The 21,354-nt window shown below is 74.5% G+C and carries 21 protein-coding genes; 11 read left to right on the forward strand and 10 right to left on the reverse strand.

Going from position 1 to position 21,354, the window contains the following annotated elements:
* The first annotated feature begins 333 nt into the window (after positions 1-333).
* Both ACZ4WV_RS18135 and ACZ4WV_RS18140 read left to right on the forward strand, forming a co-directional pair.
* Positions 334-780 carry a hypothetical protein gene (locus ACZ4WV_RS18135; RefSeq protein WP_465747758.1) on the forward strand — a complete coding sequence of 149 codons (447 nt, stop codon included), beginning with the start codon at positions 334-336 and terminating at the stop codon, positions 778-780.
* Positions 781-967: 187 nt separating this feature from the next.
* Complete coding sequence (locus ACZ4WV_RS18140) at positions 968-1,666, forward strand: class F sortase (RefSeq protein WP_465747760.1); 699 nt, start codon at positions 968-970, stop codon at positions 1,664-1,666.
* Between the two features lie 94 nt (positions 1,667-1,760).
* Here ACZ4WV_RS18140 and ACZ4WV_RS18145 read toward each other — a convergent pair whose 3' ends face one another.
* On the reverse strand, positions 1,761-2,795 hold the full coding sequence (locus ACZ4WV_RS18145; protein ID WP_465747762.1) for a methyltransferase: 1,035 nt from the start codon (positions 2,793-2,795) through the stop codon (positions 1,761-1,763).
* Between the two features lie 96 nt (positions 2,796-2,891).
* Positions 2,892-3,971, reverse strand: a complete 1,080-nt coding sequence (locus tag ACZ4WV_RS18150) for a right-handed parallel beta-helix repeat-containing protein (protein ID WP_465747764.1) — start codon at positions 3,969-3,971, stop codon at positions 2,892-2,894.
* A gap of 286 nt (positions 3,972-4,257) precedes the next feature.
* Here ACZ4WV_RS18150 and ACZ4WV_RS18155 point away from each other — a divergent pair, with 286 nt between their 5' ends.
* Positions 4,258-5,199: a deoxyribonuclease IV gene (locus tag ACZ4WV_RS18155; RefSeq protein ID WP_465747766.1), complete on the forward strand. Its 942-nt coding sequence runs from the start codon at positions 4,258-4,260 to the stop codon at positions 5,197-5,199.
* Between the two features lie 73 nt (positions 5,200-5,272).
* On the opposite strand, the gene ACZ4WV_RS18160 is transcribed toward ACZ4WV_RS18155, so the two are convergent.
* Entirely contained in the window at positions 5,273-5,497 is a 225-nt protein-coding gene (locus ACZ4WV_RS18160; protein ID WP_465747768.1) for a hypothetical protein, read from the reverse strand.
* Between the two features lie 391 nt (positions 5,498-5,888).
* Between ACZ4WV_RS18160 and ACZ4WV_RS18165 the strand changes: the two genes are divergently transcribed.
* The 7 genes from ACZ4WV_RS18165 (at position 5,889) to ACZ4WV_RS18195 (ending at position 13,012) form a co-directional block, all read left to right on the forward strand.
* Entirely contained in the window at positions 5,889-7,292 is a 1,404-nt protein-coding gene (locus ACZ4WV_RS18165) for an amino acid permease (protein ID WP_465747940.1), read from the forward strand.
* Between the two features lie 127 nt (positions 7,293-7,419).
* Positions 7,420-7,608, forward strand: a complete 189-nt coding sequence (locus tag ACZ4WV_RS18170; protein ID WP_465747770.1) for a YegP family protein — start codon at positions 7,420-7,422, stop codon at positions 7,606-7,608.
* 111 nt (positions 7,609-7,719) lie between these two features.
* Positions 7,720-9,048, forward strand: a complete 1,329-nt coding sequence (locus ACZ4WV_RS18175; RefSeq protein WP_465747772.1) for a glycosyltransferase family 4 protein — start codon at positions 7,720-7,722, stop codon at positions 9,046-9,048.
* On the forward strand, positions 9,045-10,226 hold the full coding sequence (locus ACZ4WV_RS18180; RefSeq protein ID WP_465747774.1) for a glycosyltransferase: 1,182 nt from the start codon (positions 9,045-9,047) through the stop codon (positions 10,224-10,226). The genes ACZ4WV_RS18175 and ACZ4WV_RS18180 overlap by 4 nt, the downstream gene beginning before the upstream one ends.
* On the forward strand, positions 10,223-11,107 hold the full coding sequence (locus ACZ4WV_RS18185; protein WP_465747776.1) for an SGNH/GDSL hydrolase family protein: 885 nt from the start codon (positions 10,223-10,225) through the stop codon (positions 11,105-11,107). Before ACZ4WV_RS18180 ends, ACZ4WV_RS18185 begins: the two co-directional genes overlap by 4 nt.
* Positions 11,108-11,457: 350 nt before the next feature.
* Positions 11,458-12,600 (forward strand): NUDIX hydrolase, encoded by a 1,143-nt coding sequence (locus ACZ4WV_RS18190; RefSeq protein ID WP_465747778.1) that lies wholly within the window; start codon positions 11,458-11,460, stop codon positions 12,598-12,600.
* Positions 12,601-12,610: 10 nt separating this feature from the next.
* Positions 12,611-13,012 (forward strand): DUF6188 family protein, encoded by a 402-nt coding sequence (locus ACZ4WV_RS18195; protein ID WP_465747780.1) that lies wholly within the window; start codon positions 12,611-12,613, stop codon positions 13,010-13,012.
* Between the two features lie 79 nt (positions 13,013-13,091).
* Here the strand turns inward: ACZ4WV_RS18195 and ACZ4WV_RS18200 are convergent, their stop codons facing one another.
* From ACZ4WV_RS18200 to ACZ4WV_RS18230, 7 genes are all read right to left on the reverse strand, one after another.
* Positions 13,092-13,466 carry a hypothetical protein gene (locus ACZ4WV_RS18200; protein WP_465747782.1) on the reverse strand — a complete coding sequence of 125 codons (375 nt, stop codon included), beginning with the start codon at positions 13,464-13,466 and terminating at the stop codon, positions 13,092-13,094.
* A 140-nt stretch (positions 13,467-13,606) separates the two neighbouring features.
* Complete coding sequence (locus ACZ4WV_RS18205) at positions 13,607-14,002, reverse strand: roadblock/LC7 domain-containing protein (RefSeq protein WP_465747784.1); 396 nt, start codon at positions 14,000-14,002, stop codon at positions 13,607-13,609.
* A gap of 82 nt (positions 14,003-14,084) precedes the next feature.
* Entirely contained in the window at positions 14,085-15,470 is a 1,386-nt protein-coding gene (locus tag ACZ4WV_RS18210) for a hypothetical protein (RefSeq protein ID WP_465747786.1), read from the reverse strand.
* A 70-nt stretch (positions 15,471-15,540) separates the two neighbouring features.
* Positions 15,541-15,924: a hypothetical protein gene (locus ACZ4WV_RS18215; protein WP_465747788.1), complete on the reverse strand. Its 384-nt coding sequence runs from the start codon at positions 15,922-15,924 to the stop codon at positions 15,541-15,543.
* Between the two features lie 604 nt (positions 15,925-16,528).
* Positions 16,529-17,536 carry an LLM class flavin-dependent oxidoreductase gene (locus ACZ4WV_RS18220; protein ID WP_465747790.1) on the reverse strand — a complete coding sequence of 336 codons (1,008 nt, stop codon included), beginning with the start codon at positions 17,534-17,536 and terminating at the stop codon, positions 16,529-16,531.
* A gap of 133 nt (positions 17,537-17,669) precedes the next feature.
* Positions 17,670-18,302 carry a DUF2269 domain-containing protein gene (locus ACZ4WV_RS18225; protein ID WP_465747792.1) on the reverse strand — a complete coding sequence of 211 codons (633 nt, stop codon included), beginning with the start codon at positions 18,300-18,302 and terminating at the stop codon, positions 17,670-17,672.
* 215 nt (positions 18,303-18,517) lie between these two features.
* Positions 18,518-19,717: a peptidoglycan-binding protein gene (locus tag ACZ4WV_RS18230; RefSeq protein WP_465747794.1), complete on the reverse strand. Its 1,200-nt coding sequence runs from the start codon at positions 19,715-19,717 to the stop codon at positions 18,518-18,520.
* 353 nt (positions 19,718-20,070) lie between these two features.
* On the opposite strand from ACZ4WV_RS18230, the gene ACZ4WV_RS18235 reads away from it, so the two are divergent.
* Positions 20,071-21,144: a hypothetical protein gene (locus ACZ4WV_RS18235; protein ID WP_465747796.1), complete on the forward strand. Its 1,074-nt coding sequence runs from the start codon at positions 20,071-20,073 to the stop codon at positions 21,142-21,144.
* Positions 21,145-21,354 lie beyond the last annotated feature (210 nt).

The raw sequence follows: 21,354 nt of genomic DNA on the forward strand, positions 1-21,354 counted from the left end.
AAAGAAAAGAAGGAAAGAGCGGTGGATAGTCTCGCTCCGCTCACCCCCCCCCCCCCCCCCCCCCCCCCCCCCCCCCCCCCCCCCCCCCCCCCCCCCCCGGGCCCATGTCCGTACCACTGCGCACCCCCATCGATTCACCCGGATCGCCGGGGCGATCGGGTGAACACGCCCGGGACTCCACTCGAAGGGCGCACAGCGCGTAGCGGCACCGCCACGCTCCGGTGGCAACCGCCTCCAGGGTGGTTGACGGTGGATCAGGCGCCATCGTTCGCGAGTCCCCTGCCCGGCACCGTGCCGGCGGTCGCGGACCCTCGCGCCGGAAGGATCATCCTCATGCGTTCTGCACGCACTCTGCTCGCCGGGGCGGCCGTCGCCGCCCTCCTCACCGTCGGCACTCCCATGGCCTTCGCCGACGGCTCCTCCGACCAGGGCAAGAACCTCACCTGGCAGGAGAAGCAGCCCGACAAGGGCGCCTCCGACGCCTCGAAGGGCTACGACGACAAGAAGCCCGGCGGTGGCGCCACCGACGAGAAGGGCTCCGGCGAGCACAAGGGCTCGGAGAGCAAGGGCACCGAGAGCAAGGGCTACGAGAGCAAGGGCTACGAAGGCAAGGAAGAGGACCACAAGTCCCCGCACGGCGGCGTGCACACCGGCGGCGGCGGCCTGGCGCTGTCCGGCGGCGGCCTCGCCTCCGGTGCGGTGCTGCTGCTCGGCGGCCTCGGCGCCGGCGCCTACGCGCTGCGCCGCGGGCGGCGTGCGGCCGGCGTCGCCGCCGTCTGAGCCTGCCACTGCCGCCTCCGGGCGCCCCTCCCCTCCCCAGGGGCGGGGCGCGCGGGGGCGGTGCACCGTTGCGGTACCCGGGTCTCCGGTGCGGGCGCCTGGCATGGCGGCCCGGCGGTCTGGGCGGGCCGGCGGTCTGGGCGGGCCGGGCGGCCCGGCGGAGGACTTCTAGCGGAGGACAGGAATGATGGGCGCTCCCGGCGCTGGAATGCCCCGGCTGCTGCAGGCCGGGATGGGCGCGGCAGCGGTCGGGCTGCTGCTGATCTACAACTCGGTGGACACCCAGCCGAACGACGACTCCGCCGCCGGCCAGTCCGCTCCTCCGGCGGCGGCCGCTCCGGCCGTCCCGGGGCAGGCCGCGGCAGCGGCCGCCAAGGCGTCCCCGGCGGCTCCGGCGGCCGCGCCGGGCGCACCGGCGCTGAAGCGCTCCAAGCCGACCCGGCTGCGGATCCCGCAGATCGCGGTGGACGCGCCGTTCACCGAACTCACCCTCAACCCGGCCGGCCAGCTCAACGCCCCGCCGCCGGACGACAAGAACCTGGTCGGCTGGTACCGGGACGGCGTGACCCCGGGCGAGCGCGGCAGCGCGGTCGTCGCCGGGCACGTCGACACCACCAAGGGCCCGGCGGTGTTCCTGCTGCTGAGCCTGCTGCTGCCGGGCAACAAGGTCGAGGTGAGCCGGGCCGACGGCACCGTCGCGGTGTTCTCGGTCGACTCGGTGGAGACCTTCGCCAAGGACGCCTTCCCCGACCAGAAGGTGTACGGGAAGACCCCGGACGCCCAGCTACGCCTGATCACCTGCGGCGGGACGTACGACAAGAAGCGGCGGGACTACCTGGACAACGTGGTGGTCTTCGCCCATCTGGAGTCCTCGCACAAGGCCTGACCTCGGGCGCGTTGGGGCGGGTCCCCGAGAGCGCCGAGAACGCCGACGGCCGCTGTTCCCCGGTGCGGGGAGCAGCGGCCGTCGGCGTTGCGGTTCAGCCGCGGACGACGGCCTCGAAGGCGTGCAGGTACGGGTTGACCGGGCGGACGGCGACGACGTCCAGTCCCGCCTCCGCCATCAGGCCGACCATGCTCTCCTCGGAGTGCTTGGCGCCGCCGACGTTCAGCATCAGCATCAGGTCCATGGCGGTGGTGAAGCGCATCGACGGGCTGTTGTCGACGAGGTTCTCCACCACCACGACCCGGGCGCCCGGGCGGGCCACGGCGACGACGTTGGCGAGGGTGCGGCGGGTGCTGTCGTCGTCCCACTCCAGGATGTTCTTGATGATGTAGAGGTCGGCGCGGACGGGGATCTCGATCCGGCAGTCGCCCGGCACCAGGCGGGCGCGGGCGGAGAAGGCGCCGCCGTCCTGCAGCCGGGGATCGGCGCCGGCCACCACCTTGGGCAGGTCGAGCAGGGTGCCGTGCAGGGCCGGGTGCTTCTCCAGCAGGCTGGCCAGCACGTGGCCCTGGCCGCCGCCGATGTCCGCCACCGAGTCGATGCCGGTGAGGTCCAGGTAGTCGGCGAAGTCCTTGGCGGACTGCCGGCTGGAGGTGGTCATCGCCTTGTCGAAGACCTTGGCGGAGTCGCCCGCGTCGTTGTGCAGGTAGTCGAAGAACTCCTTGCCGAACAGCTCGGGGAAGACGTTGCGGCCGGAGCGGACCGCCTCGTCCAGCTTCGGCCAGGCCTCCCAGGTCCACGGCTCGGTGCACCAGAGGGAGATGTAGCGGAGCGAGTTGGGGGCGTCCTCGCGCAGCAGGCGGGACATCTCGGTGTGCTCGAAGCGGTCGTCGGAGGCCTCGGCGAAGATCCCGTAGCAGGTGAGCGCGCGCATCAGGCGGCGCAGCTGGCGGGGTTCGGTGTCGAGCTTGGCGGCGAGTTCGGTGACCTCCATCGGGGTGTCGCCGAGCACGTCGGCGACACCGAGCCGGGCGGCCGCGCGGACGGCGGCGGCGCAGGCGGCGCCGAAGACGAGCTCGCGCAGGCGCATCGCGGCCTGGGCGGAGGTGTGGGCGGGTGCGGTGGTCATGGGCGGTCCCTGGGGGTGTGTGGGGGCTCGGGTCTGCGGGCGTGGCGTTGCGGGTCTGCCGGGCTGTGGGTCTGCGTGGCCACGGGTCTGCCGGGCTCAGCAGCGGCCGGACGGCAGCGAGACCGAGCAGGTGTTGCGGGCGAAGGCGTTGTCGGTGCCGGTGTCGCGGTCGGCGAGGTCGGCCGGCGCGTTGCCGCTCAGGCGGTTGTCGGTGATGGTCGCCCGGCTGTTCGGCACGCCGACCGCGCTCTTGAACAGGACGATGCCGCCGGAGAAGTCCGTGGTGCCGACGTTGTCGTGGACGTCGTTGTCGGTCACCCGGGTGCCCTCGGTGCCGGTGAGGACGATGCCCGCGCCCTGGATGGCGCCCAGGCGCGGGTTGGCGGCGCAGAACTTGTTGTTGGCGACCACCCGGTTGCGCCGGACGTCGAGGTCCCCGGCGCGGGGCGCGTTCTCGTCACCGACCACGAAGACGCCGGCGCAGTTCCCGCTGACCTCGTTGCCCTCGACGGTCAGCACGCGCAGCCGGCGGACGGTGACGCCGACCCGGTTGCCGGCGAGCTCGTTGCCCTTGACCACGGTGCCCCCGGTGTCGGGCGCGCCGCCCTCCCGGTAGGCGTAGTTGGCGAGGAAGACGCCGGACTGGCCGTTGTTCATCGAGCGGTTGCCGATGATGGTGGCCTTGGTGGACATCTCCTGGCTGATGCCCTGCTGGGCGTTGTCGTGGACGTAGGTGGCGCGGACGGTCAGGCGGGTGGTGCCGCTGGCGTCGATGCCGTTCTTGGCGAAGCCGGTGACGGCCAGGGACTCCACGGTGACGTCGGCCAGCGGGGCCTGCTCGGTGCCGACCACGCAGAGGCCGTGCCCGGCGGCGGCGCAGGCGTTCTCCTTGCCGTCGCCGGGGGTGATCACACTGAGGTCGCCGGCGCCGCGCAGGGTCAGACCGGGGGTGGTGATGCGGACGCTGCCCCGGTAGGTGCCGGGCAGCAGCTGGACGGTGTCGCCGGGCTTGGCGGCGTCGACGGCCCGCTGAACCGAGTCGCCCGGCTGGACGAGGTGCGTCCGCGAGTCGGCGGCGTGGGCCGCGGGGGCGACGGCCAGGGCGGCGAGGGCGGTGGTCAGGGCGGTGGCGGCGGCGGTGGCCGCGGCGAGGTGGTGGACACGACGGGTGCGCATGAGAGGTGACCTGTCTTTCGGCACGCGATGGGAGGGGAGGTGTGGAGGTGTGGGGGACGCTCGGGGAAGCTGGGCTGATGGTCCGACGCCGGGTGTCCGGGCGGTGACCGTCGGTGGGTACGGCCGTGTCGACGGTATGGGCGCCCGGGTGGGCCCGCCACCAGGGTGGGCTGCGGGACTGACGGGGCGTCGGCCGCTGGTGGGACGTCCCGGCGTGGCGTGCATGGCCCCGGACGGTGCGGGGCCGCGCGCCGGACCGGGCCCGGCCCGTGACATCCTCGAAGGCATGAGCACCGCGCCCGTCCCGCCCGTCGCCACCGTCCGCAACCCGATCGGCGCCCACGTCCCGGTGGCCGGCCGCGGGCTGGCCGGGACGGGACTGGCGTACGCGCGGAAGGTCGGCGCGGAGACGGTCCAGGTGTTCGTGGCCAACCCGCGCGGCTGGGCCACTCCCCCGGGCAATCCGCGCCACGACGAGGAGTTCCGGGCCGCCTGCGCCGACCAGGGCCTCCCGGCCTGGGTGCACGCGCCGTACCTGATCAACTTCGGGTCGGACAATCCGACCACGCGTGAGCGCTCGGCGGACTCCCTGCGGCACTCACTGCGCCGCGGCCACGCGATCGGCGCCCTGGGCGTCGTCCTGCACACCGGCTCGGCGGTCGGTGCGGCGCCCGACGGCGGCTCGCGCCGGGCCGAGGCGATGGCGCAGGTCCGCGCGGACGTCCGTCCTCTGCTGGACGAGCTGGACGCGCTCGGCGAGGACACCCCCTGGCTGCTGCTGGAGCCGACCGCCGGTCAGGGCAGTTCGCTCTGCTCCCGGCTGGAGGAGCTGGCCGAGTACGTGGCGGCGCTGGACGGGCACCCGAAGGTGGGCGTCTGCCTGGACACCTGCCATGCCTTCGCCGCCGGGCACGACCTGGCCGTGCCCGGCGGGGTGACGGCCGCGCTGGACGCGCTGGCCTCGGCCGCCGGTCCGGGCCGGCTGAGGCTGATCCACGCCAACGACTCGGAGGACGTGGTCGGCGCCCGCAAGGACCGGCACGCCAACATCGGCGCCGGGATGATCGGCGCCGAGCCGTTCCGCGAGCTGTTCGAGCACCCGGAGACGGCCGGGGTGCCGCTGCTGGTGGAGACCCCGGACCGCAAGCACGGCGGGGACGGCACCGGGCACGCGATGGACATCGCGGTGCTGAAGGAGCTGCGCGAGCGGGCCGCGGTCCGGGCCTGAGAGAGCGCGGGCGGGCGGACAGCCGTGAGCCCGGGGGCCGACGGACGGCCCCCGGGCTCGGAGTTCGGCGCGATCAGCAGTCGCAGTCGCTCTCGCTCTCGCTGTGGTCGCGGTAGTTGAACCAGCTGGCGTGCGGGCCGAACATGCCGACGCCCGCGGAGCCGGAGTCCAGGACCTGCCCGGATTCCTGCGCCGACATCTGGCCGCCCGCCACCGCCGAGGTCGGAACGGCCGCCAGGGCGGCACCCGTCACGACGGCGATCACGGCGAGCTTGCGGATCTTCCCACGAAGCGACATCTGATGTCCTTTTGATTCGTCTCTGGTCCTCAACCCGCGCCCCCGAACGGCCGGTTCGACCGCCCGGCGGACCGGGCCGCCCCCACCGGGGAGGCGCCGCGCCCACGTTGGCACACGAACGCGCACCGGCGGACGCGCGCCGCAACCGGTCTGGGACATCCGGGTGACACATCTCCCCCGCCCGGCCGAACCCCTCGCGGTCCGGGTCGAACGTCCTCGCGAAGACCGCCGGACGAGTGTTCGTCCGATCGGCCTACGACCGTAAGACTTGCGGTGATCCGTCGGGCTGAACGAACAAATCCCATCGATTTGGTGCAAGCTGCGCCCTGGCCCGAGCATGAACGGTCGCTCCACCGAGCGCGAGCAGGACCAGGAAAGGCGCACCACCCTCATGCAGACCAGCCCCGCCGCACCCCGGCAGGCGACCCGACCGAGCACCCCGCAGACCCTGGGGACCCCGGAGACCCCGGACCCGGTCGACGGGAGATCCCGGAAGAACGGCCGGTTCGGGCTGACCACCGCCACCGCTCTGGTCATGGGCAACATCATCGGCGGCGGCATCTTCATGATCCCGGCCGCCGTGGCACCGTACGGGACGGTCAGCCTGCTCGCCTTCGTCGTCCTCACCGTCGGTGCGATCGCGCTGGCCCTGGTCTTCGGACAGCTCGCCCGACGCCACCCGCGCACCGGCGGCCCGTACGTCTACGCCCGGGAGGCCTTCGGGGACTTCGCCGGGTTCCTGTCCGCCTGGTCGTACTGGATCACCACCTGGGTCAGCAACGCCGCGCTCGCCGTGGCCGCGGTCGGCTACCTGGACGTGCTACTGCCGGTCGGCCACTCCACCGCGCTGAGCATCACCGCCGCGCTGGCCTTCCAGTGGCTGCCGGCGCTGGCCAATCTGGCCGGCACCCGCTACGTCGGGGCGATCCAACTGGTGTCCACCGTCCTGAAGTTCATCCCGCTGGCGCTGGTCGCCGTCGGCGGCCTGTTCTTCTTCGACGCCAAGAACCTCGGGCCGTTCGACGGCAACGGCCAGGACTGGACGGGCGGCATGACCGCCGCGGCCGCGATCCTGTTGTTCAGCTACCTGGGAGTGGAGTCGGCCGCGATGAGCGCCGGCCGGGTCCGCGACCCGGAGCGCAACGTCGGCCGGGCGAGCGTGCTCGGCACCGCCGGTGCGGCCGTGGTCTACCTGCTGGGGACCGTCGCGGTGTTCGGCACCGTCGCGCACGAGCGGCTGGTGCACTCCGCCGCGCCGTTCTCGGACGCCGTGAACGCCATGTTCGGCGGTTCCTGGGGCGGCACCGCAATCGCCGTCGCCGCGCTCGTCTCGATGACCGGCGCGCTCAACGGCTGGACGCTGCTGGCCGCCCAGGCCCCGTACGCGGCCGCCGAGGACGGCCTGTTCCCGGCCGCCTTCGGCAAGGAGCGGCGCGGCGTGCCGGCCTTCGGCGTGATCGTCAGCGTCGCCCTGGCCTCGCTGCTGACCGTCCTCAACTTCGCCAGCGGCGCCAAGGGCGCGTTCGACACGCTGGTGCTGGTCACCACCTTCACCGCCACCGTGCCCTACCTCCTCTCCACCGCCGCCCAGCTGTACTGGCTGGTCCGCGGCGCCACCGACAAGGTCGCCACCCCGCACCTGGTCCGCGACGCCGTCCTCGGCCTCGGCGCCTTCGCCTTCTCGCTCTGGCTCCTCGCCGGCGCCGGCTACGCCGCCGTCTACCAGGGCGTCCTCTTCCTCTTCGCCGGCGTCCTCGTCCACGTCTGGCTCGCCGGCCGCCGTCGGAGCGACTGACCCCCCGGGGGCGGTAGGCGGCTCGCGGCCTCGCCCACCCGAACGGGCCCGGCCGACGGGCGGGGGCGCGGGGCGGCGCCTAGGTTGCGGTGCCAGGGGGTCACGCGAGCGAAAGGTGTCCACTGGCATGGCCGGAAAATTCGAGCTGTACACGGACGAGACCGGTATGCACCGGTTCCGCCTCAAGGCGAGCAACGGGTCGATCGTGGTGACCGGTGACCCGCACGAGAGCAAGGACGACTGCCTGAAGAGCATCGAGTCGATCCGCAAGCTCGCCCCGTACGCGGAGCTCAAGGAGACGGCCGGGTCTGCCTGAGGAAACACCGCGGTGAACAGGCGGGTCGGCGGTACGAATCGCCGACCCGCGTTCGCTTGTACGACAGATCCCTTTGGCCGGGAGCACGCCGGGCCCGGACAGAACACAGGCATGCGCGTCGCCATCGTCACCGAATCCTTCCCTCCCGAGGTCAACGGAGTCGCCCACAGCGTGCTGCGGACGGCCGAGCACCTGCTCCGCCGGGGCCACCAGCCCCTCGTCGTCACCCCCGCCCCCGCGCGGGGCGCCCAGTGCCCACCGCAGACCTTCGGCTCCGGCCCCGCGGCGGGACGGATCCCCGTGGTGCGCATCCCTTCGATGCCCCTGCCGGGATACCCGCAGGTGCGGATCGCCCTGCCGAGCCGGCAGCTGACCGCCGCCCTCGCCGGACACCGACCGGACATCGTGCACCTGGCCAGCCCCTTCGTGTTGGGCGCCCGCGGCATGCACGTCGCGGCGCGGCTCGGGGTGCCCGCCGTCGCCGTCTACCAGACCGACCTGGCCGGGTACGCCCACGCCTACCGGGCCGGTCGCGGGCTCGGCGAGGCCGCGGCCTGGCGCCGGATCCGGGCCGTGCACCGCGCGGCCGCCCGCACCCTCGCGCCGTCCACCCCCGCCGCGCAGGACCTCACCGCGCACGGCGTGCCCCGGGTGCAGCTGTGGCCGCGCGGGGTGGACTCCGTACGGTTCCACCCGCGGCACCGGGACGAGGCGCTACACCGGGCGCTCGCACCGGGCGGGGAGGTCCTGGTCGGGTACGTCGGACGGCTGGCACCGGAGAAGCGGGTCGACCTGCTGGCGAGGGCCTCGGCACTGCCCGGGGTCCGGGTGGTGGTGGTCGGGGACGGCCCCTCGGCGCCCGGGCTGCGAGCCGCCATGCCCGGCGCGGTGTTCCTCGGCCGTCGCACCGGCGAGGAACTGGCGCGCTGCTTCGCGACGCTGGACGTGTTCGTGCACACCGGCCCGCTGGAGACCTTCTGCCAGACCATCCAGGAGGCGATGGCCAGCGGCGTACCGGTGATCGGCCCGTCGGCCGGCGGCCCGCTCGACCTGGTCTCCCACCACCGCACCGGCCTGTTGGTGCCACCCCGGGACGGCGCGGCCGTCGCCCGGGCGGTGGCCGAGCTCGCCGCCGATCCGGCCCGGCGGGACGCCTACGGGAAGGCCGGACGGGCCGAGGTGACCGCCCGGACCTGGGAGGCCGTCGGGGACCTGCTGCTGCGGCACTACGCCGAGGTGCTCGCCGAGCACCGGGGGCTGCCGGTGCCGGTGCCCGTGCCGGCGCCGCAGGCTTCGGCTTCGGCTTCCGTCTCGGCTTTCGTTCCGGCGCCGCCTTCGGCGGATGCGGCGGCTTCGGTGGTCGTTCCCGTGGTGCCTGCGGTGCGTGCGATGCCCGTGGTGCCTGCGCTCCCTGCCCTCCCCGAGGAGCTGCCGGCATGACCGGGGCCTCCACACCCCGACCACTGACCATCGTCCGGCTCGCGAACTTCGTCACCCCCGTCTCCGGCGGCCTGCGCACCGCGCTGCGCCACCTCGGCGCCGGGTACCTGGCGGCCGGACACCGGCCGGTGCTGATCGTGCCCGGCGAGCGGCGTTCGTCGGAGGAGACCGAACAGGGCCTGGTGGTCACCCTGCCGGGCCCGGTGCTGCCGGCCAGCGGCGGCTACCGGCTGCTCGCCGACCGGCGGGCGGTGGAGGCCGAGCTGACCCGGCTCAGCCCCGACCGGCTGGAGGTGTCCGACCGGACCACCCTGCGCTGGACCGGCGGCTGGGCGCGGCGGCACGGCGTCCACTCGGTGATGGTCTCGCACGAGAGCGCCACCGGCGTGTTTCGCACCTGGGGCCTGCCCGGACCGCTGGCCGCGGCGGCCGCCGACCGGCTCAACGCGGCGACGGTCCGCGCGTACGACTCGGTGCTCTGCACCACCGAATGGGCGGCGGCCGAATTCCGCCGGATCGGCGTGCCCAACGTGGTCCGGGCCCCGCTCGGAGTGGACCTGGACGCGATGCGGCCACTGCCGCCGGCCGTCCGGGCGGCGGAGCGGGCCCGCTACGCCGGACCGGACGAAGTGCTGCTGGCGCTCTGCTCGCGGCTGTCTGCGGAGAAGCGGCCCGACCGGGCCGTCGACGCGCTCGCCCGGCTGCGGGCCGGGGGCCTGCCGGCCGTCCTGGTGGTGGCCGGCACCGGGCCGCTACGGGAACGGCTGGCCGCTCGGGCCGCCCGGCTCCGGCTGCCCGTGCGCTTCCTCGGGCACCTGAGCGGGCGCGCGGCGCTCGCCCGGCTGCTCGGCTGCGCGGACGTAGTGCTGGCGCCCGGGCCGGTGGAGACCTTCGGGCTGGCCGCGATGGAGGCCCTGGCCTGCGGCACTCCCGTCGCGGTCAGCGGCTCCTCCGCACTCCCCGGGCTGATCGGACCGGCCGGGGTGGCCGCCGTCGACACGGGCGCCGGATTCGCCCGGGCGGTGCGGGAATTGCTGAGGCGGCCGGAGGAGGTGCGCCGGGCAGCGGCCCGGGAGCAGGCCGAGCGGTACGGCTGGCCGGCGGCGGTGACGGCCTTCCTGGCAGCACACGGTGTACGGAACCGCGCAGCGGAAACGGTGGACAGGGGGTTGGGATGAGCGTGCTGGACGCCGGGCCGGACCGGGCGGCGGAGGAGCGGCCGACGGCGGGCGAACTGCTGCGCTTCGTCGCCCTCGGGGATTCCCTCACGGAGGGCGTCGGGGACCAGGTCGGCGAGGAATGGCGCGGCTGGGCCGCCGTACTGGCCCACTCGCTGGCACCCGGGGGCCGGGAGGTCGAGTTCACCAACCTCGCGTACAGCGGCGCACTGACCGCCGACCTGACTTCTCGTCAGCTTCCGGCGGCGCTGGCCCGGCGGCCGCAGCTGGCGGCGGTGCTGGTCGGCGGCAACGACACGCTGCGAGCCGGCTTCGACATCCGGCGCACCACCCTGGAGTTGGACGCCACCCTCGGTGAACTCTCCGCGCACGGAGCCGTGTTGCTGACCGCCTGCCTGCCCGACCCGGGCACCCTGCTCCGGCTCCCGGCCCCGCTCGGCCGCCCGCTGGCCCGCCGGATGCGGGCGGTCAACACGGTGGTACACGCACTCACCGCAAGGCACCGGGCCGTACACCTGCACATCGCCGAACTGCCCTGGACCGCGCAGCGCCGACTGCTGAGCGTCGACCGCCTCCACCCCAGCGCCGAAGGGCACCACCTGATCGCCCGCCGCTTCCACGACCTCCTCACCGAAGCCGGCCACCCCCTCGGCACACCACCCGCCGACCGAGCACCCGAACCCCCGCCGGGCCTGGCCGCCGACCTGTGGTGGATGGCCACCAAGGGCACCCGCTGGCTCGCCGCCCGCAGCACCGACCTGCTCCCCGGCCTGCTCGCGCTGGCAGCAGCCGAGGGCCTCGCCCGACTCCGCGGGGCGAGCGGGCGACACGACGAGCAGATGGCCAGGGCGGCGGCGCAGGCGCTGGCGTCCTTGGGGTGATGACCGATACCCGGCGGCGGACGGCGGACGGCGGACGGCGGCGGCGTCCGCGATCGGGTGTCGCGATGGACGGCCGGGGCGTAGCGCCGTGGTTTCGCGCAGGTCGGCTCCGCGCCGCTCGGCCGCGCGTCCCGCGAACTCGGGACCGGCCTCCGCATCGGCCGACAAACCTCCCGGACGCTGCCCCCGTCGGCCCGGCCGGGGACGCGGGCGACGGTTCGTCAGGTCTTTGGGGCCGCTGTCGGGGTGGGTGGGTGAACCCTGGTCCGGGAGAGGGCTCGCGGGGAACCATCGCTGCGGCCGAGGGTCTTGTCCCCGGTGCGGAGCCGGGTGTGGTGGAGGGAGTGCGGGTGGAAGCGTCGAGTGGGCGGGGCCAGGAGGTACTGGCGGCGGCGGGAGTGCTGTTCCCGGACGGGGCGGGGCGGGTGCTGGTGGTGCGGCTGCCGTACGACCGGAAGCATCCGGTGGCGATTCCGGGGGGCGGGTGGGAGCCGGCCGACCTGTCACCGCGCGAGACCGCCGAACGGGAGATCGCCGAGGAACTCGGCTTCACGCCCCGGCTGCGTGGGCTGGCCTGCGTGGACTGGGCGCTGTCCCGGACGCACCCGCCGATCGTGGCGTACCTGTACTGGGGCGAGCCGCTGACGGCGGAACAGGTGGCGGCGATCCGGCCGGACGCGGCGGAGGTCGGCGGGTGGGTGTGGCTGACGGCCGACGAGGCCGGGCATGCATTGCCGCCCAAACTGTCACGGCGGGTGACGGCCTGTCTGCGGGCGCCGCGTACGGCCGGGCCGCTGGAGCTGGAGGACAGCCGACCCGTCGGCCACACGCTGCGGGCGCTGCCGGCCGAGGATCCGGCGCCCGAGTACACCGGGCTGGCCGCAGCGCCCACCCTGGGAGCGCAGGATGCGGGCGGGGCGGAGCAGCAGCCGGAGCCGCCGATGGACCAGGACACCTACTACGCCACCCGGCCCCGGATCCGGGCGAAGGCCAGGGCGTTGTTCACCGACCGTGACGGACGGGTGCTGCTGGTGCGGCTGCGCCCGTACGAGGGTCCGCGCGGGGCGGTGCCGCACTGGACGCTGCCGGGGGGCGGGGTCGAGGCGGACTCGGAGCGGCCACGGGCGGCGGCGCGACGGGAGATCCGCGAGGAACTGGGGTGGGAGGTCGAGCCCGGACGACTGCTCGCGCTGGACTGGCAACCGGGCACGGCGGCCGATCCCGGCGCGGACCCGGCGACCGGCCGGGACACCGCCGTACTGGTGTACGTCTTCGACGGCGGCGCGGTGACGGAGGCGATGCTCGACACGATCGCCCTCCAGGAGCAGGAGTTGGTGGAGTGGCGGCTGTGTGACCCGGCCGAGGCGCGGGCGCTGTTGACCGGGCCGTCCTGGGGTCGAACGGCCGGCGCGCTGGCCGCCCGGGAGCGGCCGGGCGGCCCCGTCGAGCTGGTTCGCGGGCGGGTGGTGGGACCTGAGGTGGCCGATGGGTGACACTGGGGCCATGCAGAACGGGATCAGTGAGGTACTGGCCGGTCGGCGGGTGGCGACGGTGAGCGGCGGCGACCGGCTCGACCTGCGGCTCGACGGGCCGGTGACCGTCCGGGTGGCGCACGAGTTCCGCTTCGCGGCGCCGTCCTTCGCCGCGCCGAAGGCGGTCGAGCACGTCTTTCCGGCGCTGACCTTCCGTCCGACGCCCAGACTGCTGGCACTCGTCGGCCGGACCGTCGACACCGCCCGGATCACCCCGGCCGGCGGTCTGGAGCTGGGCTTCGCGGAGGGCGGTGAGCTGGCCGTCCCGCCGCACGCGGTGCTCGCGCCCTGGAGCGTGCTGACCGCCGAGGGCGCGGTGTGCGCCGCGCTGCCGGGCGGCGCGGTCCGGTGGACGGCGCCCGGCGGGGCCTGAGCCGCCGCCGGGGGCGCACCTCCGGGGCCACCTCCGGGGCCACCGCCAGGGCCGCGTCCTGCCGGCCACCCGGGCCGGGTCAGACCTCCAGGTCGGCCTCGACCTTGGAAAGTTGGTGGCGTGCCATCGCCAGGTTGGCGCGCCCCTTGTCCAGCGCGAGGTAGAGGAACAGGCCCTTGCCGGTACGGCCGGTGAGCGGGCGGATCAGGTGGTACTGGCTGGACAGGGTGATCAGGATGTCCTCGATGCCGTCCTGGAGGCCCAGCATGTCCATGGTGCGCATCTTGGCGCGGACCACGTCGGTGTTCCCGGCCGCTGCCACGTTGAGGTCCAGGCCGCCCGGGCCGTCGAGGGTGCCGAGCGCCATGCCGCTGTTGTAGTCGACGAGGGCCGCGCCGATGGCGCCCTCGATGGCGGTCATGGCCTGCTTGAGGGCGCCGGCTGCGTCGGTCATTTCGGTCAACTCCCGTTTGGGTGGTGGGTTGGTGGGTGTAGGTCGGTGGGGTGTAACTCGGTGAGGGTGTAGCGGGTGAGGGTGCGGGTCGGGTGCGGGTGGTCGGTAGCGGGCCGGTGGTCCGGATCCGGGATCCGGGGTCAGCCGGCGTCGCGCGGGTCCTTCGGCAGCAGGCTGTCGTTGAGCAGTCCGGCGATGTGCCCGGCGCAGCGTCGGGCTTCCAGATGGAGTCGGCCGATGTTGACGTCCGGGTACGCCAGCAGGGTCAGCACGCAGCTGCCGCCGGCCGCATAGGTGGCGACGTAGCCGTGTTCGCCGCGCACCAGTGACTCGCGGAACTCGCCCTGCCCGGTGGTGTCGGCCAGCCGCTGGGCCAACGACAGCGAGGCCGCCGTCATCGCGGCCAGTCCGGAGGGCTCGGTCCCGTGGGTGTCGTGCGCGACCAGCAGGCCGTCGACGCTGGCCACCAGACCGCCCGCGAGATGCGGGACGCGCCGTTTCACGGCACGGATTTCGGCGAGCAGCTCGGTCTCCAAGGCGATCAGTTGTCTCCTTCCGACACGCTGCTTGAGCGCCCGCCTCATGGCCGGTACGACGGGGACGTGGGCGGAGAGTTGCTCAAAGTCGGGCCTCCAGAAGGTCTCGGACCCGGGTCAGCAGCGCGATGTCCGGGTCGGGGACGGTCAGCGGGTGGGACGCTGCCGGGGTCGGCGGGCGGTCGGGGCTTTCGGAGTGGGCGGGGTGGTCGGGTCGGTCGAGGGCGGTTGGCGTGGGCTCCGGGCGGCCGGTTGCCGGGGCTCCGCGGCCGTCAGCCGTCGCCGTGCCGCGGAGGGTGGCGCCGGGGACGCGGCGGTGCAGGCCACCGGCCGGTGCTCTGCCCCGCTGCGGGGGGAGCTCCGGCCTCGCGGCGGTCGGTGCGGCGTGCCGCGGGGCGGCGGAGCGTGGGGCGGCGGGCGCAGGTGCGTTCGGCTCGGCGTCCTCGGCTCCGAGGGGCCGGGCACTGGTGCTGGTGCCCTGGGTTCCGGCGCTCTGCGGTCCGGGGGGCACAGGGCGTGGGGCCGCGGGGCGCGGGCCGTCGAGCAGTCCGGCGGCGGCCAGACGGCGGATGTCCGCCGTCACGCCGAAGCCGGAGCGGCCGAGCAGCCGGGCCAGGTCCGCCGGGGTTCTTCGGCCGTCGGCGTGGTCCAGCAGTTCGCGCCGACGGCGCCCGGGCGGCCGGTGCGTAGGACGCCTGGTGCGCTCGACCGGGCGGACGGGCGCGGTGTCGAGGTGCGGCCAGGGCCAGATCCGCTCGAGGAGTCGGACTCGGCGCTCGACCTCACGGTGCAGCCGCCCCGGGTCGACCGCCGCCACCGGCCCGAGCCAGTGCCGGGCGTCCGGCTCGAACCGCCAGGTACCGCCCTCCCGGTCGGCGAGGACGAAGTAGGCGGCGTCGAACAGCGCGCCCAGGTGGCCGAGTTCGAGTTCTCCTCTGGTGAGCAGCCCGCGTTCGACCAGCACCTCGCCGACCCGCCCGCGGGGGCCGTGGAGCCGGAGGAGCTCTAGCCAGCTCTCCGAGCCGATCCGGCCGCAGCCGGTGAGCAGGTCCGCCAGCCCCGTTGCGCGCGGGGACTCGGCGGCGGTCACCTGGCCGTCGACCAGGTACAGCGTGCCGAGCGGGCCGTGCAGGGCGCCGGTGGCCCGACGGGCGGCAAGCAGGGCGACCGCTTCACCCGGGTCCCTCGGGGCGGCGGGACCGGCCGGTGCGACCGGTCCGGTGGGCACCGTCGCCTCCGTCGGGCCGAAGGCGGTGACGGAGGCGGTCACGCCCGGATCGGTCGCGGTGGGATCGGTCGCGGTGGGATCGTTCGCGGCGGGATCGTTCGCGGCGGGATCGTTGGCAGCGAGATGGTTGGCAGCGGGGCCCTTTGCCCTCAGATCGGTCGCGGTGGCGCCGGTCGCGGTGGCGCCGGTCGCGGTGGCGCCGGTCGGGGCGGGCAGGGCGGCGGAGGGCGCGGCGGTCACCTGAGCCCCCGCCGGGGGGCGGCGGTCCGGCGGGCCGGCCGGAGTGCGACGGTTCGGGCGGGTGTCACGCTCACCCCAGCACCAGTTCTTCGGCGAGCGCCTGCAGGCGGAAGCGGGCGACGGCGAGGTTCCCCTCCTCGCGGTCCAGCCACAGGTGCAGCACCAGACGGCTGTCGAAGGCGGTGTCGATGAAGCGGATCAGGTGGTAACTGCGGCCCGCGGTGACGATGATGTCCTCCAGCGGGAACTGCCGGTCCTCCGCCACGGTGAAGGTCTGACTCTCAACGGCCGCGCGCACCAGGTCGGTTGCTTCGGCTGCCGCGGTCTCGTGGTCACCGGTCGGGCTGTCGCCGAGGCTGCCGAGGGCGAGTCCGCTGCTCCAGTCGACCAGGCTCGCGGCGCGGGCGCCGGCGATCGCCATCGCTCCGGAGAGGCATTCGTCGATACCCGGCACACCGGCTCCTTCGCGGTTTCTGGGGTGGCCGGGCGCTACGCGGTTCCGGCCGGGTCGCCACCAGCAGTGGCAGGTTCGACACGGAAGGCTACTGCCGGTTTCGGTATGACGAACATTCCAATGGCATATTCACATCAGTCGCGGCGAGTTCCGGCCAAGGTCTGAGGTGATGTCAGGCCTGCCCAGCAGGCAAAGCCTCTGGCTGATCGGCTGCGGCGTGGCGGCGTCGGTGGGCCACCTGGTACGGGACCTTGGCCGATATCGCGCTGGACCCCAGGGTTTCGGAGCAGAACGTGCGATAAGAGGACGCCCGGACGCGCCGGGCCGCCGCCGGTTCGAAGCGTGGCGGTCGAGATCGCGACCGACACGGCGAAGGGGCCCGTTCCGCTGGACGGAACGGGCCCCTTCGGGTGGAGCGCCAGGCCCGGTTTGCACGGACTCTTCCTACTGAAAGTAGGACGTGCTCTGGTAGCACCACTGACGCCTGCTCGAGAGTTCGCCTCTTTGGAAGATCACTTCCTCTCGACGGGAAGAACACTAGCAGCTCATCACGCCTGGTCAGAAATCGCCTCCGCCCGAACCGGGGACGCCGCGGTGGCCCGGCTCAGACCTGACCGACGGCCTCGGCGAGCAGCCGGTAGGAGTCGAGCAGCGCGCTGCGGTCGTAGGTGCTCGTCACCACCAGGAACTCGTCCGCTCCGCTGCGGTCCACCAAGTCGGCGAGCTCAGCGGCGGCCCGCTCCGGGGTGCCCGCGATGTGCCCCTTCAGTGACTGCTCGAAAGCGGCCCGCTCTCGCGCGCTCATCGCCCGCGCCCGGATCTCGGCAGCCGGGGCCAGCGGTGGGAACTCCCCGTGGGTGCGGGAGTACGCACCGGCCCAGGCCTCCGGGAGGAGCAGCTCGCGGGCCCGTTCCTCGCTCTCGGCGACCGCGACGGTGCCCGAGACCACCACGTACGGCTCGGCGGACTGGGCGGACGGGCGGAACCGGGCGCGGTAGCGGTCGATCGCCGTCAGCATCCGGTCCTCCCCCCGCGCGGCGGCGATGACCAGCGGCAGCCCGGCCTCGGCCGCCAGGTCGGCGCCCGCGCCGGTCGCCAGGACGAAGGCCGGGACGTGGAGGCCCTCCGCCGGGCGGGCGTGGACGTCGCGGTGCACCTGCTGAGAGCCGTCGAAGTAGCCGAGCAGCTCGGCCAGCTGGGCGCCGAAGTCGTCCGCGGCGTCCTTCTCCCGTCCGAGTGCCCGCCGGACACCGTCGGTGAAGCCCACCGAGCGGCCGAGCCCCATGTCGATCCGCCCGGGGAAGAGCGCCGCCAGCACCCCGAACTGCTCCGCCACGACCATGGGCTGGTGGTTGGGCAGCATCACCCCACCGGTGCCGACCCGGATCCGGGTGGTGGCCGCAGCCACCGCCGCGGCGAGCACCGTCGGTGCCGAACCGGCCACCCCGGGCACCCCGTGGTGCTCGGAGACCCAGAACCGGTGGTACCCCAGCCGCTCGATCTCCTGGGCGAAGACCACCGTGTCCCGCAGTGCCTGCGCGGGCTCCTCGCCCTGTCTGGTCCGGGAGCGGTCGAGGACGGAGAGCCTGGTCGGGGGCGTAGCGCTGGTCACGCCCGTGGACAACGCCTGCCCGTCACACGGGCATTCCCCGCCTTGCCGAGCGGCCCTGTCGAGGCCGCCGTGCGAGCCGCCCCGGGAGCCGCCGTAGGGGCCGCCGCGCGCCGTCACCCTCCGTGCGCTCGGCTCAGGCGCCCGCCGCGGGTATTCGGCCCGGGCACCCCGCCGCGTCCTTGCGGCGGCCCCAGGGCTTGTACACCGACAGGATGACGTTGACCAGGTAGACCGCGAGGGCCACCGCCGGGACGATCACCGTGTTGTAGCGGACGAACCCCAGGTCCGCCGCCGGGATCGGACCGGTCGGGTGCGCGTCCGCCACCCGCACCGCGTCGTGCAGCCGGGCCGTGAGCGCGAACACCGAGGCCCCCAGCGCCGCGAGCGTCAGCCAGAACTTGGCACTGACCCAGTAGTACCGGAACAGCCCCCAGGACGTGCCGAGCCCCAGCGCCACCCCGCTCAGGAACGTGAGCAGGCTCAGCGGCAGGATCAGTGCGTCGCCGAGCATGCCCATCGCCCGGTAGGCCGTTCTGAGTCGGTCGGCGTCGTCGGTGGCCAGGGCCGTCACCGCCAGGGTGAGCAGGCAGAGCATCAGCGCCAGCCAGCTCACCGAGACGACGACGTGCAGGACCACCAGCCGCTTGCGCGCCCCCGGCGACAGCCGCCGGTCAGCGCGGCGGCGGTCGGAATGACGGCCGCCGAAGCGGCGCCCGGCGTCGGGGGACGGCCGGGGCGCCGCGTCGGCTCCGGTGGACGGGCCCACGGTTACCTCCTTCGAGTCCGGATCACGAGAACGCGCCCAGACTGCCCCGCCCGGCCCTCATCGGGCATCTGACGACGGAAGTAACCTCACGTACTCCCAGCCGAGTACGCGCCCGCGAGTCGCCACCGGCGGCCAACTCCCCCGGGAGTAGCCGCGGTCCCCGCCGCCGGCCGACCCCACCCGGCCCGGCTGGCGCCGCCGCCCGGCCCGTCGGCTCAGTCCGTCACCGCGAATCCGTGCGCCGTGCCCAGCCGGTGGAGCGAGTCCCGACCGGGGATCCCGTCCGCGGCCCCCGCCGCGTACCCGCAGCGACGCTGCCAGCCCGCGTACGCACTGACCGTGAGGCTGCCGTAGGAGCCGTCCACCCAGCGCTGTTCGAGCAACCCCTCGTCCGCCAGCGCCTGTTCGACGATCGCCACCTCGGCCCCGTAGGTCAGGTGCCCCTGCGCCGCCCCGGGATCGCTGCGCCCCGCCGCCACCACGTGCGCCAGCGAGACCGTCCGCGGCCCGGGCAGGTAGCCGAGCAGCCGCCGCAGCGAGGCCTCGCCCGGCACGCCGTCCGCCGCCTGCCCGCTGTAGCCGAGGCTCCGCTGGTAGTCGGCGTAGTTCTCGGTGTCCGCGTCCGTCCAGTCCGGCCCCGGCCCGGACTGGTAGTGGGCGCCGAAGCCCCGGGCGACCAGCGCGCGCCCGACCGTCGTCACCTGGTAGCCGTGGGCGCCGTAGCCGTACGCCAGGCCGTTGACGGTGGTCTGGTACCGGGCCGGGGTGGAGTTGCCCGGTGGCGCCGGTTGCTGCTGCGAGGGCGGGTCCGAGGGGGAGCCGGAGCGGCCGCTGAAGTCGGGCCAGGAGCCCGGGTCGGTGTGGTCGTTGTACGGCACGTGGGCGTGGGCGTACCAGCCGCCGCGGGTCTCCCACACCTGCTCGTCGCGGTGCGCGGAGAAGTCGGTCGGGCGGCCCATCGGCCACGCGTCGGGCACGCCCCAGGAGGAGATCCAGGCGTGGATCCGGTCCCAGCCCGCGCACGGGGTGTCGACCAGTCGCGGGTAGACGGTGCCCTGGTAGCGGCAGTACGGGAAGAACACCGCCTCGATCTGGATCACCACCTTCCCGGCCCGGTTGGTGCGGGTCGGGCTCTGGGTCGGGCTGAGCAGGCTCTTCGAGCGGGAGTCGGCCGGGAACAGCTGCGCCGCGCGGCCGCTGAACGGGTCCCAGATCAGGTGCGGGGCGTCACCGGCGCCGCCGCCGGTGAAGTAGCTGACGAGGGACTCGTAGGTGCACCAGTCCTGCGGCGCCGAAGCGGTCGCGTTGCGGTCCCAGGTGATGTGGGCGATGGCCTTCGGCGGGTACTGCTGGTCGGTCGGCGCGTGGTCGCCGAGGTCGTGGACCTCGGCGCCGGGCAGCCACAGCTCAGGCATGTGGTCTCCTCCGAACGGCGTAATGACGTCACTCGAAGGTATCGGCACGCGCGCGTCCCGGATTGACCCCGGCGGCGGAATGTGTGGTGGCGAACCGCCGAGGGCCGCCCTGGCGTTCGGATTATTGACAGTTATTCGCCACCGCGTACGACCGCCTCCCTCCAGACCGGCCTCCCGACCGACCTCTCGACCTCCCGACCGGCCTTCCCTCGGCCCGCTGCCGAGGAGGCCGCCCACGCCGCCGAGCACGTCGGGCCGGTTGCAGTTGCGTCTCCGTTCCGTACGCCGGGGTGCGGACCGGCCGCCAGGACGGAATCGTGTGGACAACGGCTCGTGCGGCGGGGGGAGTTGCCATGGGTGAGGACCGCGAGCTGGTACCGAACGTGGTGGGCGCACTGGTGCGGCTGGCCCGGGGAGCGGCCGCCGGGCCGGGACCGGCGGTCGCCGAAGTGGTACGGGCCCGGTTGCGGCTGACGCCGGAGGGGGCCCGGGCCGTGGCGGCGGTCGAGGCGAGCCCGGGTGATCCGGGGGCGCGGGACGCCCTGACCGCCGCCGTCGCGGAACTGCTGGTCGCCGACGCGGCGTTCGCGCAGTACCTGACCACCACCGACCTCGGAAGACCCGCCGATCCGAGCACCGTCCAGCTGCGGGCGAGTCCGAAAGGGGACTCCACCACCGTCCAGCTCCGGCCGGGCGCGGCGAAACCCGCCGACCCGACCACCGTCCAGCTCCGGGTCGACCCGGCGACCGCCGGCGCCCCGGCCCTCGCCGCCCGCCGCGGCAACACCGCGATCATCGTCGCGCTCGCGCTGGTCCTGATAGCGGCACTGATCGCGCTGGGCGTCAACCTCGGCTCGCGTCCGCTGCTCCGCCCCACCGGGCCCGAGATCGCGCACGCCGCGGGGACGATCCGCGACCCCGCCCGGGTGCGGGGCGTGCTGCCGGACGCGGCGGCCATGCCGGGAGGCTGGCAGGTGGAGAGCGGGCCGCGGTCCGGAGCCGGTTCCGGGGACGGCGTGCCCTGCCTGCTCCCGGACGCCTGCGACCAGCAACTCGCCTACGCCACCGTGACCTTCCGTGCCGCGCCCGGCCAGTCCGTGCGGTTCACCGTGGTCACCTTCGCCTCCCCCGAGACGGCGGGCCGGGCCTTCGGCACGAAGCTCGGCACCGATGGCGGCGCCGGCTCCGCTACCGCACTGACCATCCCGGGGATCGGCGACCAGAGCGCGGCCCGGGCCCAGGGCACGGCCGCGACGGAGGCGCTGGTCCGGGTCGGTTCGACGCTACTGCAGGTGCGCGACGAAGGCCCGGGCGCGGCCGCCGCGACGCCCGCCCTGGTGCTGTTCGCCCGACTGCTCGCCGAGCGCGCCCGGCAGGCGCAGGACGGCCGTACTCCGGACGCCGTCTTCCCCGGCGACGCGGCCTGAGGACCGCGGCAGCCCAAGGCCCGGCAGGCCAGGGCACGCAGCCGACGCTCCTGGAGCCCGACGCACTCGAGCCCAACGCCCCGCAGTCCACCGGCCGCGGGGCGTTCTGTTCGCCGCCCGCTGCCGGCCCTCCACCGCACCGCGCCGTCATCCCAGTCCGCCCCGGTCGGCCGAATGCGTGTATCGCTCTCTTGACTGGCGTCACGAGCG

The sequence above is a fragment of the Kitasatospora sp. NPDC029312 genome, assembly GCF_055569215.1.

What these genes read in the sequence shown, in the direction of transcription:
- ACZ4WV_RS18135 (WP_465747758.1), top strand. Translation starts at nt 334, where the DNA reads ATGCGTTCTGCACGCACTCTGCTCGCCGGGGCGGCCGTCGCCGCCCTC.
- ACZ4WV_RS18140 (WP_465747760.1), top strand. Translation starts at nt 968, where the DNA reads ATGGGCGCTCCCGGCGCTGGAATGCCCCGGCTGCTGCAGGCCGGGATG.
- ACZ4WV_RS18145 (WP_465747762.1), bottom strand. Translation starts at nt 2,795, where the DNA reads ATGACCACCGCACCCGCCCACACCTCCGCCCAGGCCGCGATGCGCCTG.
- ACZ4WV_RS18150 (WP_465747764.1), bottom strand. Translation starts at nt 3,971, where the DNA reads ATGCGCACCCGTCGTGTCCACCACCTCGCCGCGGCCACCGCCGCCGCC.
- ACZ4WV_RS18155 (WP_465747766.1), top strand. Translation starts at nt 4,258, where the DNA reads ATGAGCACCGCGCCCGTCCCGCCCGTCGCCACCGTCCGCAACCCGATC.
- ACZ4WV_RS18160 (WP_465747768.1), bottom strand. Translation starts at nt 5,497, where the DNA reads ATGTCGCTTCGTGGGAAGATCCGCAAGCTCGCCGTGATCGCCGTCGTG.
- ACZ4WV_RS18165 (WP_465747940.1), top strand. Translation starts at nt 5,889, where the DNA reads ATGCAGACCAGCCCCGCCGCACCCCGGCAGGCGACCCGACCGAGCACC.
- ACZ4WV_RS18170 (WP_465747770.1), top strand. Translation starts at nt 7,420, where the DNA reads ATGGCCGGAAAATTCGAGCTGTACACGGACGAGACCGGTATGCACCGG.
- ACZ4WV_RS18175 (WP_465747772.1), top strand. Translation starts at nt 7,720, where the DNA reads ATGCGCGTCGCCATCGTCACCGAATCCTTCCCTCCCGAGGTCAACGGA.
- ACZ4WV_RS18180 (WP_465747774.1), top strand. Translation starts at nt 9,045, where the DNA reads ATGACCGGGGCCTCCACACCCCGACCACTGACCATCGTCCGGCTCGCG.
- ACZ4WV_RS18185 (WP_465747776.1), top strand. Translation starts at nt 10,223, where the DNA reads ATGAGCGTGCTGGACGCCGGGCCGGACCGGGCGGCGGAGGAGCGGCCG.
- ACZ4WV_RS18195 (WP_465747780.1), top strand. Translation starts at nt 12,611, where the DNA reads ATGCAGAACGGGATCAGTGAGGTACTGGCCGGTCGGCGGGTGGCGACG.
- ACZ4WV_RS18200 (WP_465747782.1), bottom strand. Translation starts at nt 13,466, where the DNA reads ATGACCGACGCAGCCGGCGCCCTCAAGCAGGCCATGACCGCCATCGAG.
- ACZ4WV_RS18230 (WP_465747794.1), bottom strand. Translation starts at nt 19,717, where the DNA reads ATGCCTGAGCTGTGGCTGCCCGGCGCCGAGGTCCACGACCTCGGCGAC.
- ACZ4WV_RS18235 (WP_465747796.1), top strand. Translation starts at nt 20,071, where the DNA reads ATGGGTGAGGACCGCGAGCTGGTACCGAACGTGGTGGGCGCACTGGTG.